This is a genomic window from Streptococcus sp. KHUD_010 (assembly GCF_040207525.1).
GTDB classification, from domain to species: domain Bacteria; phylum Bacillota; class Bacilli; order Lactobacillales; family Streptococcaceae; genus Streptococcus; species Streptococcus hominis.
On the sequence record NZ_CP157941.1, the window covers coordinates 1201068 to 1215023 of the forward strand.

The 13956-nt window shown below is 39.9% G+C and carries 16 protein-coding genes, 1 tRNA gene and 1 other RNA gene; 1 reads left to right on the forward strand and 17 read right to left on the reverse strand.

Annotation, left to right across the window (positions count from 1 at the left end; all coding sequences use genetic code 11):
- Positions 1-101: 101 nt before the first annotated feature.
- From ABKA15_RS05940 to ssrA, 17 genes are all read right to left on the reverse strand, one after another.
- The gene (locus tag ABKA15_RS05940; protein ID WP_350015320.1) at positions 102-692 is read right to left on the reverse strand and encodes a class I SAM-dependent methyltransferase; all 591 of its coding nucleotides are present in this window, start codon (positions 690-692) and stop codon (positions 102-104) included.
- Between the two features lie 305 nt (positions 693-997).
- Entirely contained in the window at positions 998-2017 is a 1020-nt protein-coding gene (galE, locus tag ABKA15_RS05945) for a UDP-glucose 4-epimerase GalE (RefSeq protein WP_049513599.1), read from the reverse strand.
- Positions 2018-2054: 37 nt separating this feature from the next.
- Positions 2055-3101 (reverse strand): dTDP-glucose 4,6-dehydratase, encoded by a 1047-nt coding sequence (rfbB, locus tag ABKA15_RS05950; protein ID WP_049513601.1) that lies wholly within the window; start codon positions 3099-3101, stop codon positions 2055-2057.
- A 30-nt stretch (positions 3102-3131) separates the two neighbouring features.
- Positions 3132-3725: a dTDP-4-dehydrorhamnose 3,5-epimerase family protein gene (locus ABKA15_RS05955; RefSeq protein WP_350015321.1), complete on the reverse strand. Its 594-nt coding sequence runs from the start codon at positions 3723-3725 to the stop codon at positions 3132-3134.
- Between the two features lie 3 nt (positions 3726-3728).
- Positions 3729-4598: a glucose-1-phosphate thymidylyltransferase RfbA gene (gene rfbA, locus ABKA15_RS05960; protein WP_003030472.1), complete on the reverse strand. Its 870-nt coding sequence runs from the start codon at positions 4596-4598 to the stop codon at positions 3729-3731.
- 190 nt (positions 4599-4788) lie between these two features.
- The gene (locus ABKA15_RS05965) at positions 4789-5616 is read right to left on the reverse strand and encodes a ZIP family metal transporter (RefSeq protein WP_049513606.1); all 828 of its coding nucleotides are present in this window, start codon (positions 5614-5616) and stop codon (positions 4789-4791) included.
- A gap of 18 nt (positions 5617-5634) precedes the next feature.
- Positions 5635-6111, reverse strand: coding sequence for an 8-oxo-dGTP diphosphatase (locus ABKA15_RS05970; RefSeq protein ID WP_049513610.1), 477 nt, complete (start codon positions 6109-6111; stop codon positions 5635-5637).
- Positions 6112-7209 carry an FAD-dependent oxidoreductase gene (locus ABKA15_RS05975; protein ID WP_049513611.1) on the reverse strand — a complete coding sequence of 366 codons (1098 nt, stop codon included), beginning with the start codon at positions 7207-7209 and terminating at the stop codon, positions 6112-6114. It abuts the gene before it with no gap.
- A gap of 12 nt (positions 7210-7221) precedes the next feature.
- On the reverse strand, positions 7222-8019 hold the full coding sequence (locus ABKA15_RS05980) for a Nif3-like dinuclear metal center hexameric protein (RefSeq protein ID WP_049513613.1): 798 nt from the start codon (positions 8017-8019) through the stop codon (positions 7222-7224).
- Positions 8006-8695 (reverse strand): tRNA (adenine(22)-N(1))-methyltransferase TrmK, encoded by a 690-nt coding sequence (locus ABKA15_RS05985; RefSeq protein WP_049513615.1) that lies wholly within the window; start codon positions 8693-8695, stop codon positions 8006-8008. Before ABKA15_RS05985 ends, ABKA15_RS05980 begins: the two co-directional genes overlap by 14 nt.
- A gap of 93 nt (positions 8696-8788) precedes the next feature.
- Positions 8789-9463, reverse strand: coding sequence for a DnaD domain-containing protein (locus tag ABKA15_RS05990; protein WP_049513617.1), 675 nt, complete (start codon positions 9461-9463; stop codon positions 8789-8791).
- A gap of 8 nt (positions 9464-9471) precedes the next feature.
- The gene (gene metA, locus ABKA15_RS05995) at positions 9472-10416 is read right to left on the reverse strand and encodes a homoserine O-succinyltransferase (RefSeq protein WP_049513620.1); all 945 of its coding nucleotides are present in this window, start codon (positions 10414-10416) and stop codon (positions 9472-9474) included.
- A gap of 99 nt (positions 10417-10515) precedes the next feature.
- On the reverse strand, positions 10516-11028 hold the full coding sequence (locus tag ABKA15_RS06000) for an adenine phosphoribosyltransferase (protein ID WP_049513622.1): 513 nt from the start codon (positions 11026-11028) through the stop codon (positions 10516-10518).
- Between the two features lie 117 nt (positions 11029-11145).
- Positions 11146-11841, reverse strand: coding sequence for an LrgB family protein (locus tag ABKA15_RS06005; protein WP_049513624.1), 696 nt, complete (start codon positions 11839-11841; stop codon positions 11146-11148).
- Positions 11834-12214, reverse strand: a complete 381-nt coding sequence (locus tag ABKA15_RS06010; protein WP_049513626.1) for a CidA/LrgA family protein — start codon at positions 12212-12214, stop codon at positions 11834-11836. The genes ABKA15_RS06005 and ABKA15_RS06010 overlap by 8 nt, the downstream gene beginning before the upstream one ends.
- Before the next feature lie 150 nt (positions 12215-12364).
- A tRNA-Ser gene (locus ABKA15_RS06015) sits at positions 12365-12452 on the reverse strand.
- 8 nt (positions 12453-12460) lie between these two features.
- Positions 12461-12810, reverse strand: a transfer-messenger RNA (tmRNA) gene (ssrA, locus tag ABKA15_RS06020).
- A gap of 136 nt (positions 12811-12946) precedes the next feature.
- On the opposite strand from ssrA, the gene ABKA15_RS06025 reads away from it, so the two are divergent.
- The gene (locus tag ABKA15_RS06025) at positions 12947-13948 is read left to right on the forward strand and encodes a YdcF family protein (protein WP_350015322.1); all 1002 of its coding nucleotides are present in this window, start codon (positions 12947-12949) and stop codon (positions 13946-13948) included.
- Positions 13949-13956: the final 8 nt, after the last annotated feature.

A 13956-nucleotide genomic window follows, 5' to 3' on the forward strand; every position in this document is an offset into this window, starting at 1 on the left:
CAAAATTATATAATCCCATTATACTATATCCACGCGCCATTTTCTACTATTTCCATAAAAGAATCAAGAAATTTACTATAAAGACAAGCCAAAATCACTCGTCATGCAAACGAGTGATTTTGTGCTAATATCAAGAAAAGCTTTGCATAATTTCCTAAAAAGAGTTCCTCTGCACTATAAATTATCTGAGATTTGACGGATGAGAAGCCACTTTGAGACAGTTTTCCTTCCAAGTCAGCAAGATGAAAGCCATGATGATTTACATCTGTTTTAACAAAATCTGCAATAAAAAGTTGTCCGTCTTCTACAAGATGATTTCTAAACATCGCTAGAGTCTTCTCAATATTTGGCATATGATGAAGAACACGACTAACCACGATGATGTCAAATAATTGGTTTAATGGTTTTGTCAACAAATCCTGCTGTAACAAATAAACATTCTCAATAGCTTGTTTTTCCACTTTTAAGCGAGCTTGCTCAAGCATTTTTTCAGAAATATCAACAAGCATGACTGAATTGGATTGAGTTGCCAATGGCAGGCTCACCAATCCTGTACCACTGCCAAAATCTAAAATGCACTTGTCAGAGAAATCTACAATTTGTTTCTCCACTTCTTGGCGAATAAGATTGGCAATAAATATATTTTTGGGAGAATCGAATGATTCTGCTTTATGATTAAAATGATGTTCCATATTTTTAGTTTAACACAAAGAACATTATTCCACCAAAAAATGCTTAACTGGTTTTCTAATTTTTTAGTAAATTTACTTTCAAGTCATCATGCAAAAACTTTAGAACAGCGAGTTCTGGTCAACTTCCACAAGGTTGATTAGATACTTCTTACAAGCTTGAATAGAAAATACCTCGCAAGCATTATTCGCAACTTCAACGCAATGTTTTGAGTAATCAACTACTGTGCATCAAGCTTATTTCTATGCAAAAAGCGAGGCTGAGAAACTACTATCCCAGCCTCGTCTACTATTGACATATTTTTTATTTAGTCATCAAATCCATTTGGGTGTTTGCTTTGCCAATGCCAAGCATCTTGGCACATGCGTGTAATATCAAATTGTGCTTCCCAGCCTAATTCCTCTTTTGCTTTTGTAGAGTCGGCATAACAAGTGGCAATGTCACCAGGGCGGCGGTCAACAATCTTATAAGGGATTGGTTTGCCGACTGCTTTTTCCATATTTTGGATAATTTCTAAAACAGAATATCCTTTACCGGTACCAAGGTTATAGATATTTAGACCAGCAGTTCCTTCAATCTTTTGCAGAGCAGCCACATGTCCTTTTGCCAAATCCACCACGTGAATATAGTCACGAACACCAGTACCGTCAACTGTTGGATAATCATTACCAAATACTTGCACTTCTTTTAATTTTCCAACAGCAACTTGTGTCACATATGGCAAGAGATTATTTGGGATGCCATTTGGATTTTCACCCAAATCACCACTTTCATGAGCACCAATTGGATTAAAATACCGAAGCAAGACAACATTCCAGTTTGCATCAGCTTTGTAAATATCCGTCAGCATTTCTTCAATCATCAGTTTTGTACGTCCGTAAGGATTGGTGACTGACAGAGGAAAATCTTCTAAAATTGGAACGGTATGAGGATCGCCATAGACAGTTGCAGAAGAGCTGAAAATGATATTTTTGCAATTAACTTCTTCCATAACACGTAGCAATGTCAAGGTTCCTGTAATGTTGTTTTCGTAATAAGTCAGCGGAATTTGTGTTGATTCACCGACTGCTTTCAACGCCGCAAAATGAATCACGCCTGTCGGTTGTTCGTCTTTAAAAATTTCCAGCAAGGCTTTCTTATCACGAATGTCCACTTGATAAAATGGAACTTTCTGACCAACAATTCGTTCTACAACTTCTACACTTTTTTTGCTGCTGTTCACTAAATTATCAACAATAACAACTTCGTGTCCAGCATTGACTAACTCAATAACGGTATGCGTTCCGATAAATCCGGCTCCACCTGTTACTAAAATTTTATGTTTCATGATTCTCCTTTTAAGACAAAACTTCAATAGTTACTTTTTATTTTAATACTTTTTGAGTCTTGGCATAGTTGGCTTCGACAGCTTCCTTTTCAGCTTTCCACCAATCTTGGTGATCCGTGTACCACTTGATTGTTTCTTTCAATCCAGCCTCAAAGTTGGTAAATTCTGGTTTCCAACCTAGTTCATCACGCAACTTGCTAGCATCAATAGCATAGCGTAGGTCGTGACCCGCACGGTCTGTTACATGGTCGTAAGCGTCAGCTGGTTGTCCCATTTCTTTGAGAATGAGCTCTAGCACTTCTTTGTTATTCTTCTCACCGTCTGCACCAATTAGGTAGGTTTCACCAATCTTCCCTTTTGTGAGAATGGTCCAAACCCCTGATGAATGGTCATTAGTATGAATCCAGTCACGAACATTCTTTCCTTCCCCATAAAGTTTTGGACGAATGCCTGAAAGGATATTGGTAATCTGACGCGGAATGAATTTTTCGATGTGTTGATATGGTCCGTAGTTGTTTGAACAGTTAGAAATGGTTGCCTTAACACCGAAAGAGCGCACCCAAGCCTTGACAATCAAATCAGAAGCTGCCTTAGTTGAAGAATAAGGCGAACTTGGATTGTATTTGGTTTCTGGGGTGAATTTTTCGCCTGGTCCTTCACCATGCCCCGGAAGATCTTCACGAAGAGGAAGGTCACCATAAACTTCGTCAGTAGATACATGGTGGAAACGAAGATTATATTTACGAGCCGCTTCAAGAAGCGTATAAGTTCCGACAAAGTTTGTATCAATGAATGGACGTGGATCATTAAGTGAGTTGTCATTATGGCTTTCTGCCGCATAGTGAACAATAGCATCTGCATCCTTAGCCACTTGGTCAACAATCACTGCATCAGCAATATCTCCAACAACCAACTCCACGCGGTCGCCTAGAATTTCTTCAATGTTGGCACGGTTACCAGCATAAGTCAGTTTATCCAGAACAGTAATATGCACATCTGGAAAGTTATTATAGACATAATGGACAAAGTTAGAACCGATAAATCCTGCTCCACCTGTCACTACAATATTTTTATATTCAGTCATGAAAAGATTTTCTCCTATTTTCTAAGGGTATTATAACATATCTTTGGTCAAAGGCTTAACATCCTTAAGCATTGGATGATTCTTATCTGCTTCAGAAACTTCTGCTTGGTCAAGATTTTCCCATTCAATCTCAAGAGCGGGGTCAGCATAGTTGACAAAGGCATACTTAGGTTTCAATTCCAATGCCCAGTAGTCATTGACCAAATAGCTATAAGAAACCGTATCTGACAATACTTGAAAGCTATTTGCTACACCGCGAGGAACGAAAATCCCTTTGCTGGCATCAATGACCGTTTGGTAGGTATTTCCGAATGTTTCCCCTTCACGCAAATCAACCCAAGAACCGAGAACTTTTCCGCCATCTGCGACAGAAATGTACTTATCCCAAGGTTCTGCATGAAGACCACGGAGCACATTTTTGCGGGAAAAGCTGACATTGTTTTGGAGCTTACCTTCAGCAAAAAAGCTTTCTGGAAAACCAAGGGGTACCATTTTTTCTTTTTGAAAGTTTTCCTTGAACCAGCCACGATTGTCCCCATGAACTGGAATATCAAATTCCAGCATGCCAGGAATAGCTTCAATCTTATGGGCTGCTAATTTTTTTTCAAAAAATTGTTCAGACATGTCTTATTCTTCTCCAATCAAACGTAATAAGTAGTGACCGTATTCGTTCTTTTTAAGTGATTGTGCCAAATCATGCACTTGTTCTTTGGTAATATAACCCATACGGTAAGCAATTTCCTCTAAGTTTGCTACTTGAACATTTTGCATACGTTGGACGGTTTCGATGTATTGAGCAGCTTCTAACAAGCTCTCGTGTGTACCAGTGTCTAACCAAGCAAAACCTCGTCCCATCAGCTCAACAGACAAATCACCGCGGTCTAAGTAAGCCTTATTGACATCAGTGATTTCCAGCTCTCCACGTGGACTAGGCTTGATATTTTTAGCAATTTCTACTACGTCATTGTCATAGAAATAAAGTCCTGTAACTGCATAGTTAGAACGTGGCTGTTCTGGTTTTTCTTCGATAGAAATGGCATTCATATTGTCATCAAATTCAACCACACCGAAACGCTCTGGGTCTTTTACTTGATAACCAAAGACAGTCGCTCCATTTTCCTTTGAAGCAGCTTTTTGCAGCATTTTACTAAGACCTGGACCATGATAAATATTATCACCTAAAATCAAAGCCACATGGTCATCTCCGATAAAGTCAGCACCGATGATAAAGGCTTGGGCCAAACCATCTGGACTTGGTTGCTCAGCGTAAGAAAGTTTGATACCAAACTCCGAGCCATCACCCAACAAATCCTCAAAGCGAGGGAGATCTGTCGGTGTTGAGATAATCAAGATGTCCTTGATACCAGCCAGCATGAGAGTTGATAATGGATAATAAATCATGGGTTTGTCATAAACCGGCATGAGTTGTTTAGATGCAGCTCTAGTCAAAGGATATAAGCGTGTACCAGAACCACCTGCAAGGATAATACCTTTCATAATGAGTTTCCTCTCTTAATGTATTCTCCCTATTTTACCATTTTTGAAAGCGGATGTCATCCTTCAAGAAAGAGAGTACTTTTATTCAAAGCTTTTCATACTTAATGAAAAAACCAAAAATCTACCAAGATAGAACTGTTGTTATCTAGGCAACTGATAAAATAGACGCCTAATTTAAAAAAAGTATCTGCTATCCCAAAGCCACATCCAATACCATCATCAATACAAAGCCCACTATGAGGCCTAAAGTTGCAACATCTGTATTGCCATTTGTCTGAGAATCTGGTATCAGCTCCTCCACGACGACGAAAATCATGGCTCCCGCCGCAAAAGACAGGGCATAGGGGAGAATAGCCGTCATTGCCATAACCGCATAAGCGCCAAGAACCGCTCCGATAGGCTCAACAATAGCTGACATCGAGCCCCAGTAAAAAGCCTTAAGACGCGATTCCCCGTCTGTCCGTATAGGAATGGACAAGGCTGCCCCTTCCGGCACATTTTGGAGACCAATTCCCAAAGCCAGACCTACAGCTCCAATAAAAACTTCCGGACTGGAATTGCTGGATAAGGCACCAAAAGCCACTCCTACTGCCAATCCTTCTGGAAAATTGTGTATGGTAATAGCCAGAAAAAGCAGGGCTGTTTTGGACAGTTTATTCCGGCTGTGCTCCGGCAGACTTTCTGCCTCAGATACATCCTTCTTGCTAAGGTGTAAATGGGGTACTACCGCATCAATAAAGCGCAAGAAGAAACCACCCAACAGAAAACCAAGGGCGGCTGGCATCCAAGACCAGACTCCATAGTTACCTTTTGCATACTCAATTGAAGGCTGCAAGAGCGACCAAAATGAAGCTGCAATCATGACACCAGCTGCAAATCCCATCATAATATCCAGCAGCTTACGACTGACTGTTTTAAAGAAAAAGACAACCGCAGAGCCTACAATGGTACAGCCCCATGTAAAGAGTCCCGCCAAAAAAGCCTGCAGCACCACAGGCTGCTCCTGCAACCAGTTCATAACAACTTCATCTCCTCATTATCTTTCATCATACAATATCGTCTTGGTTTCTTTGATGCAATGGTTCTCTTCATCCCAATAGTTAATCCGCTCAAAGGAGCCTTTTCGCCAGTACAAAGGAAGCCTATCTCTGATGTCGTCCTGCATATCGAGCTGGTCCAGTTCATCAATTGACCACCATTTGGGCTGACCTTCCCGTGATTCCGTTAGCAGTTCCCCTTCAAAATCCTCACAGAGAAAATCATAATAGACATAACGCTCTGCTTTTGCTGGGTTGGTAAAACCTGAAATGCCTTTAAGCTGTAGATTCAAAGCCGTCAGCCCCGTTTCCTCTTTCAACTCACGAGCTGCTGCTTCAAAAAAAGATTCTGGAAACTCAACTTTCCCACCTGGCTGAATCCAGCCTTTAAAATCATCATGCTGTCGATTGAGCAAGAGAACTTGATTCCCTTTTTTCACACAAACATTGACCCAATTTAAAATATTCTCTGTCATCTACTTCTCTTTCTTAATGTAGATTTCAATGGGATAATCCGCTGGATTTAAACTACCGTTTTTTCCCTGAATTATCTGAACTAAATGATATCCGATGAGTGGTCCTGTCGTCAAGCCAGACGAGCCTAAACCACTAGCTGCAAATACCTGAGGAAGATCTGGCACCTGACCAAAGAAGGGAGAAAAGTCACTAGTATAGGCTCGAATTCCAACCCGCTCGCTCTCCACTTTCGCCTGAGATAACCTAGGAAAATAGTAGAGAGCCTCCTGTTCCATTTTATCCAGCATGACCTGATCTACTTTAAGGTCATAGCCCATTTCATTTTCGTGCGTAGCTCCCATACTGATATTGCCGTTTTGAAAAGGAATAATATCTAGCTCTCCTTCTGGCATGACAACTGGATAATCATCTGTCACCAGATCCGTCTGATAATCTCGTAGCTGACCTTTTTGTAGACGAACATCCACCTGATAACCTAATGGTTTCAGAAGCTCAGGTAACCAAGCTCCTGTTGCCAATATAACTTGGTCAAAACAACAACTATCAACCCAGAAAGCCCCATCTCGAATGTCCAAACTTACTTTCTTTTGGATTACTTCTGCACCGCTAGCCGCTAGCAAAGTCTGAGTCAATAATGAGCCTTCCACGCGTGCTCCTCCAGAAGCATAGAGCAGCCGGTCAAACCCTTGAAGCCTCGGAAAATACTCTGCCGCTTCAGCTCGTGAAAGCAGCCGCAAGTCGCCAATGAGCGGTGACTCTTTTCGTCGTTGGTCTGCCAAGTCATAGAGTGCCTCCAAGCTCTCCTCTTTTTTCTTCAGCAAAAAGATGCCAGTCTGCTGATAAAACTCCGTTGCAAAACCGTCCTTCTGTAAATCAGCTATCAAATCCAGATAGAAATCAGCTCCCAGCCGCGCCATACGATACCATGCTTTATTGCGCCGCTTAGAAAACCACGGGCTGATAATACCAGCCGCTGCCTTGGTTGCCTGACCTATTCCATGGTCAAAAACTGTCACCTGATAAGCAGGATTTTTCGATAGATAATAAGCAGCAGTTGATCCGACAATCCCTGCTCCAATAATCGCTACTTTTTTCATACAATTTCCTACTTAGATATGTTTAAAAGGATTTGTAGAAACTTGACTGGCTAAAAATTCAACTTCCCAACTCTCTTCTACTTTCCAGTCTTGAAATTTTTCAACCAATTTTTCTACAAAGAGCACTTCTATATGGTGACCCGGATCCAAAGCTAGAAGCCCCTCGCTCAGCATATCCTGAGCGGTATGATAGTAAATATCACCTGTAATATAAAGCTGAGCACCCTTTTCTAAAGCCTCCTTGTAAAAGGACTGACCACTGCCACCACAGATCGCCACTTTCTCAATCATTTGCTCCAAATCCACATTCGAATAAGTCACCAAACGCAAACTATCCAGACCAAAAGTTTCCTTAACCTTGCCTGCAAAGTCTCCAAAAGTCTGAGGCACAATCTTGCCAATACGACCAATGCCGTGTCCAGAAGCCGTTTCGCTAAGATAATCCGTATCAGTGATTTCTAATAGATTACAGAACCAGTCATTGAGACCGTCATCTACAATATCAATATTGGTATGGCTGACATAAACTGCAATATCGTGCTTAATCAGATCGATGTAAATCTGATTCTGAGATCGGTCTGCCACTAAATCCTTAATAGGGCGAAAGATTGGTGCGTGCTTGACCAAAATCAAATCCGCTCCCTTTTCAATCGCCTCTGCAACTGTCTGCTCGCGGATATCCAAAGCTACCAGTACTCGCTTAACTTCCTTATTCAGAGTTCCAATTTGCAGTCCGCAGACATCTCCCGTCATGGACAGATCCTTAGGACAGTATGCTTCATAACGGTTAATAAATTCACTTGCCAGCATGGAGCACCTCCTTGATTTGTTTGATTTTTTGAGACATAGCAGAGCGTTCCGTTAGATTTCTCTCAGGGATTTTAGCCAGAGCTTTTTCCAGCTTGTCTACTTCTAGCTGCCATTTATCTAGAAAAACAGCTGATTGCTCCCTCATTAGATAAGGTCCGAAGCGTTCTTGTTCAGCATTCAACACTTGATGCCCCTGTTCAGCTATCATTATCTCGTAAAATTTCCCATTTTCTTCCACAATAGCTTCCTCAATAATTTGAAAATTATGACTACATAACCACCTGCGAAGTTCATCTTCCCGATTGTTAGGCTGAAGAATCAGGCGCTTAACAGATGCCAATTTTGCACTGCCATTGTCTAAAATATCTGCTATCAATCCTCCTCCCATTCCTGCAATAACGATAACATCAATCTGATCTTCTGCATCAAAAGCTGCCAAACCATTTGCCAAACGAACATCAATTTTATCGGACATCTGGTTATCGGCTGCATTCGTCACCGCAGACTGATAAGGTCCCTCAACAACTTCACCAGCAATGGCTGAGGAAATTCTACCCTGCAGAATTAGATAAATCGGTAAATAAGCGTGGTCACTTCCTACATCCAAGATTTTGGCATCCTGTGGTACAAAACCAGCCACTTTTCTCAAACGTTTTGAGATATTCTTTACTTGCATGATAACTCATTTCTAAAATAATCGTTTCACTTAGTATATCATTTTTAAGGAACTAAAAAAAGAGTCTATTCCAAGGGAATAAACTCCAACATCTTAATCTCGCCACAAATCCATAGCCTTCAAAAAATCATCTGAGACAGTGATATTTTGCGGATTTGCTGCTTCACGTTCTTCTCGCTTCGCTTCTACCTGTGCTACTGTTGTAATGCCTTCACGGCGCCAATTCCGTAAAATAGCTTGAATGTATTTCCAGTTTGCCTTTCCATTAAAAACAGCTTCACGAAGAGCAACAGTAACAAGTTCAGGACTGGTCTTGTCATCTTGAATCGTTTTTGTCAAATCCTCGATTTCAAATGGTGTCAAGAGACGACCTAATTCTTGCTGGAAAGTCTCGACCAAGTCTTTTAAAACATTTTGAGAAATAGCTTGCGCAACGCTTGAGTGATTCTCTACAATTTTATCCAATCGTTCAAGCGCTGGCAGTGCATCAAAAACTGCCTCAATTTCACCATTGAGGGCAATTGTTTTGTACTGCAACAATCCTTTTTCTGTCAAATTTGACATAGAGCGATTGACCTCTGCAACGGATTTCCCGATACTTTCTGCAATCTGAACAGGAGAAATCTCTTCTAGCGACGTTGTATTTTGCAAATAGAAAAATTGCCAGACCAAAAAGTCATCACTATTATCAAATATTTCATGAAAATGAAAAAGAAGCTCCGTTGGCAATACTAAATTGCCCGTCTTATACGCTGATAAATAAGTCATAACACCTCTTATAAATAAGCAAACAAGGAAGCGTCATTTGCTGCATTTTCCCAGTCAAATGGCGTTTCTTGATAAACAGCATAATTAATCCAATTGTTGAAAAACAGCGCCGCAGCCAGATTCCATCGTAAACAGGGAACTGAAGTAACGTCATCATTTTTGAAATAATTTTCTGGAATATGCGGATTCAGCCCTTCGTCTACATCACGCAAATATTCTTTTGCCAAGGTCTCGCGGTCATATTCCAAATGACCAAAGCTATACACTTCGCGAAGATCACGACTTGCCACAACGGAGACACCAACCTCTTCTCCACAAGCTAAAATTTCCAAATTACTCTTGTTTAAAATATCTTCTTTGCGAACTTCTGTATAACGCGAATGAGGAGCTGCGTATTCATCATCAAAACCACGAAACAGCAAATTTGGTTTTTCTGATATGGATTGACTATAAATACCGGACAACTTGCGCTTCATCTGGTGTTTAGCAATGCCATAACGAGCATAAAGAGCTGCTTGCGCTCCCCAACAAATATGCAAGGTAGAGTAAACATGCGATTTGGACCAGTCAATAACTTGTCGAAATTCTTCCCAATAATCTACTGCTTCAAAAGGCAAATGCTCGACTGGCGCTCCAGTGACAATCAAACCGTCAAAATAACGACCTTTGATCTCATCAAAAGTCTTATAAAAGGTCTCCATATAGTCCGCACGTGTCGTTTTGAAGGTATGAGAAGACATATAAAGAAATTCAATCCGAAGTTGCAATGGCGTATTTGCTAAATGACGCAACAACTGCGTTTCTGTTACTGTTTTTTGCGGCATTAAATTCAAAATCAAGATATTCATAGGACGAATATCTTGGTGTTCTGCACGCTCATCATCCATGACAAAGATATTCTCAGATCTTAAAATGTCAACAGCTGGTAATTTCTTATCAATTTTAATAGGCATGAAAATATCTCCTTTTACTTTCTGCTTTTATTATACTGAAAGGAGATATAGTTTTCAATTATACTTTTTCTACAACAAGATATAGCTTTTACTTATACCTTAATAATGCATGAGAACTTTGTAATCGTAGTTACCAATAGCTTCGCGTCCCTTCAATTTATCCAATTCAATAAGGAAAGCGCAACCTGCAACGATACCACCTAAACGTTCAACCATTTCAATTGTTGCTTTAACCGTTCCTCCTGTTGCAAGAAGGTCATCAACAATCAGTACACGCTGTCCAGGCTTGATAGAGTCAGCGTGCATTGTTAAGGTATCTACACCATACTCTTTTTCATAACTAGCTGAGATAACCTCACGAGGCAATTTCCCAGGCTTACGTACTGGAGCAAAACCAACTCCAAGCTCATAAGCTACCGGACATCCAACAATAAATCCACGCGCTTCTGGACCGACAATCATGTCAATTTTCTTGTCCGTAGCATATTGGACAATTTCACGAATAGCATAGCTGTAGGCATTCCCATCTGCCATCAATGGGCTAATGTCACGAAATAAAATCCCTTCTTGCGGGTAATTTTCAATGGTTGCAATATAATCTTTTAAATCCATAACTGTCTTTCTATCAAAAAGTTTTTACTCTCTATTATATCATGTTTTTTAAGAAATGGGGCAGAAAACATACTTGCTTTCAAAAAATAGTCACAGCACAGTCATTCTCGTTTTTTGCTATTTTAAAATAATACTTGCAACAATTGGACTGACCATCACATACATAATCCCTGTCACGCCAATAGCTAGACCAGCCATAGCACCTGCAACTTGTCCGTATTTAAAGGCAGTTCCTGTTCCAACAGCATGTCCTGTTCCTCCAAGAGCTAAACCTACTGCAACAGGATCTTTGATTTTTAAAATCCTTAAAACAGTCGGCCCTATCACACTTGTCAAAATTCCCGTTGCTACTACGACCACCAACGTCACCGTCGTCAGCCCTTGCATTTTATCTGTAATTCCAACCGCCATAGCTGTTGTTACTGATTTGGGAAAGAGTGAAATTGCTAAGAAAAAATCCATTCCAAAAGCCTTGGCGACCAAGGCCGTAAAACTAGTATTCACTACCACCGCTATAAAAGTACCAATCAAAATGCTTCTGGCATGGTGTTTCATGAGATGAAATGTTTTATACAAAGGAATTCCCAGTGCAACCGTTGACGGCACAATGAGATTATTCAAATACGTTCCACCTATGTAGTAATGTTTATAAGAAATTCCTGTCAATTTTAAAAATACAATGACAAATATGGTGGCTAGAAGCAAAGGTGTTGTCAAAGGATGCGGAAATCTGCGAAAAATCAACATTCCTACCAGATAAGCAAAGATCGATAAAGCCAAACCAAATAAAGGATTGCCCCACAAATTAGACATTTCTTGTTTCTCCTTCTCCGTAATCTCCTTCAAAGCGATTTTTGATAAAATGAACAACCACGGCAATGACAATCACATTGATTACAATCGCTCCAACAATAATCAAAACAATCGGCAGCAAATAAGGCGCAATGACATGAAATTTATCCATAATTCCGACCGCTGGCGGCAAAAATAAAATGGTCATATTGGCTAATAAAAAATTTCCCACCATACTCACATGTCGTAATCTGAAAATTTTAAATTGCAAAGCCAAAAAAAGAAGAAGAAGCCCAATAATACTCCCCGGAATAGGCAAATGAAAAAGATAGGAAATCCCTTCTCCTATCAAAGAAATTGAAAAAATAATCATCAATTGTACGTATAATTTCACGAGAAACCTCCAAACTTTCTAGTAACAGTCTACTACTTTTCAGAAAAATTTCAATATTTTTCAAAAAAATAAATGAGTGAATCCGTTCTCTTCACTCATTTTATCTTCTAGTAAGAAAAAAACGTCACTAACGAGCGTTTTGTAACAAAACGGAAGACATGGGATTCGAACCCACGCACGCTTTCACACGCCTACTGCGTTTCCAACACAGCCTCTTAAGCCTCTTGAGTAATCTTCCATATTTATTAATGGAGCCGGTGGGAATCGAACCCACGTCCAAACACCTGCCAACACATTTGTCTACAACCATAGGTTATGTATTGGATTTAACTTCACTTTGACACATAACTCAAGCCCAAGCCAAGCGAGTCTATTAATCTCTTATCAAGTCCCTAGACAAGGCCTAATCGTATCTCGCTATTATTAAGACCGGTCATCGAACACGAGCAATCCGAATCTGGTCACGCTGGCTGTTTTTTAGGCAGCTAAAGCGTAAGAATTATTATTTTTTGCAGTTATATTTAACTGGCGCTTTACATCCGCTCGATGAGTCGCAAAATGTGCCTCATAATGCCTGTCGAATCCGTAACGACCCCAAGACATAAAAATATTATACCATATTTTTTAATAATATTTCAATTTTTAAGTCCATTGTTTTTTAAATCTACTTTTTTACAGGAACTTTTATGCTATACTAAAAAGGAATCTGTTTGAAAGGATTGTTATCACATTATGGTATTGCATCTTATTTGGCTTCTTCCTGCTCTTCTTTTTCTTGTCTTGTTTTATATAGAGCCAAGGCGACTCTTCAATGCGTATTTGCTTAGTATCGTTTTAATTTTATTTGCCGCTATCGTTTCTGGTTTGTTTGTGATGCATATGGAACAACTTGTCAATAGAAATCTGGTAATGCTTTCTTTGCTCATCTTAGCACTTTTCATTCCTTTGAGTGTTATAATTTCAACCATTTATCTCATTTTTAATGGCAGACAGATGATGACCTTTGAAGGCAGGCGTTTAGCAAACCTCCTCTCCCTCTTTTATGGACTCGCTATTGCTCTTTCCCTAGCGCTTACTTTTTTCTTTCCCCATTTTATTGTTCTTCGTAAAATGCTTTCCCTCACAAACGGACTTTTAATTTACGGTAGTTATCTCTATGTGACCTATATAATTTATGGTTTTGTTTATAATACTTTTCCCGTCATAAAACATCCAGACTACATCATCATCTTAGGGTCTGGTTTGATAGGAGACAAGGTTCCGCCTCTTCTCGCTCAACGGCTCGAAAAAGGAAAAATGATGTATGAAAAATTTAATAACAGTCCTAAAATTGTCGTGTCTGGAGGACAAGGTGTCGATGAACCAATAACCGAAGCAGAAGCAATGGCGCAATATTTAAGGCAAGTAAGTATTCCACAAGAAGATATTATAATTGAACAGCAGTCAATCAATACATTAGAAAATTTGCAGTTTAGCAAAACTATTTTAGACGAAAAAAGTAAGGAAAATTACTATTGCTTGGTCGTCACCAACTCCTTCCACTCTTTGCGAGCAGGTATTTACATGCGAAAGCTCGGCATAAAGGGGCGAAGTATCGGCTCTAGAACAGCACTTTATTTTCTCCCGTCGGCTTGGATACGTGAAACGTTTGGACTAATCATGCTTTATTGGAAATGGCACGCTATTTTTCTTGGGTTTTATTTCATTGTTTGGCTGATTAATCTCTTTCGATAATGTAATCT

What these genes read in the sequence shown, in the direction of transcription:
- ABKA15_RS05940 (WP_350015320.1), bottom strand. Translation starts at nt 692, where the DNA reads ATGGAACATCATTTTAATCATAAAGCAGAATCATTCGATTCTCCCAAA.
- galE (WP_049513599.1), bottom strand. Translation starts at nt 2,017, where the DNA reads ATGAAACATAAAATTTTAGTAACAGGTGGAGCCGGATTTATCGGAACG.
- rfbB (WP_049513601.1), bottom strand. Translation starts at nt 3,101, where the DNA reads ATGACTGAATATAAAAATATTGTAGTGACAGGTGGAGCAGGATTTATC.
- ABKA15_RS05955 (WP_350015321.1), bottom strand. Translation starts at nt 3,725, where the DNA reads ATGTCTGAACAATTTTTTGAAAAAAAATTAGCAGCCCATAAGATTGAA.
- rfbA (WP_003030472.1), bottom strand. Translation starts at nt 4,598, where the DNA reads ATGAAAGGTATTATCCTTGCAGGTGGTTCTGGTACACGCTTATATCCT.
- ABKA15_RS05965 (WP_049513606.1), bottom strand. Translation starts at nt 5,616, where the DNA reads ATGAACTGGTTGCAGGAGCAGCCTGTGGTGCTGCAGGCTTTTTTGGCG.
- ABKA15_RS05970 (WP_049513610.1), bottom strand. Translation starts at nt 6,111, where the DNA reads ATGACAGAGAATATTTTAAATTGGGTCAATGTTTGTGTGAAAAAAGGG.
- ABKA15_RS05975 (WP_049513611.1), bottom strand. Translation starts at nt 7,209, where the DNA reads ATGAAAAAAGTAGCGATTATTGGAGCAGGGATTGTCGGATCAACTGCT.
- ABKA15_RS05980 (WP_049513613.1), bottom strand. Translation starts at nt 8,019, where the DNA reads ATGCTGGCAAGTGAATTTATTAACCGTTATGAAGCATACTGTCCTAAG.
- ABKA15_RS05985 (WP_049513615.1), bottom strand. Translation starts at nt 8,695, where the DNA reads ATGCAAGTAAAGAATATCTCAAAACGTTTGAGAAAAGTGGCTGGTTTT.
- ABKA15_RS05990 (WP_049513617.1), bottom strand. Translation starts at nt 9,463, where the DNA reads ATGACTTATTTATCAGCGTATAAGACGGGCAATTTAGTATTGCCAACG.
- metA (WP_049513620.1), bottom strand. Translation starts at nt 10,416, where the DNA reads ATGCCTATTAAAATTGATAAGAAATTACCAGCTGTTGACATTTTAAGA.
- ABKA15_RS06000 (WP_049513622.1), bottom strand. Translation starts at nt 11,028, where the DNA reads ATGGATTTAAAAGATTATATTGCAACCATTGAAAATTACCCGCAAGAA.
- ABKA15_RS06005 (WP_049513624.1), bottom strand. Translation starts at nt 11,841, where the DNA reads ATGTCTAATTTGTGGGGCAATCCTTTATTTGGTTTGGCTTTATCGATC.
- ABKA15_RS06025 (WP_350015322.1), top strand. Translation starts at nt 12,947, where the DNA reads ATGGTATTGCATCTTATTTGGCTTCTTCCTGCTCTTCTTTTTCTTGTC.